Source organism: Pseudomonas agronomica, assembly GCF_025917275.1.
GTDB classification, from domain to species: domain Bacteria; phylum Pseudomonadota; class Gammaproteobacteria; order Pseudomonadales; family Pseudomonadaceae; genus Aquipseudomonas; species Aquipseudomonas agronomica.
Window position 1 is genome coordinate 1 of record NZ_JAOSHO010001116.1, and the last position, 290, is coordinate 290.

Annotated in this window: 1 pseudogene; it reads right to left on the bottom strand. The window is 64.1% G+C overall.

The features are described 5' to 3' along the window. A pseudogene (locus OC610_RS29170) lies at nucleotides 1–290 on the bottom strand (type VI secretion system tip protein VgrG); the annotation flags it as partial.

Here is a 290-nt window from a genome sequence, read left to right on the forward strand (position 1 = left end):
TAGAAATGCACCTTCACCCGGCCGAACTGGTCGGTCCAGATTTCCTCGCCCTTGGGCCCGACCACCAGCGCAGTCTGCGGCCCCTTGACGATGGGCCGGTGGGTGATCGCCATGGGGCGAAAGCTTTGCTGGGCGTCGATGCAGGTCAGGCTGCTTTCGAACTGCGCCGACGGCGCGCCGACACCGGATTCACCGCTTTCCTGGGACAGGTAATAGCGCGCGCCGACGATCAGGTATTCGCGGTTCTGGTCCTGGCGACTGAAGCCGGTGAGGCTGAACAGATGCCCCGA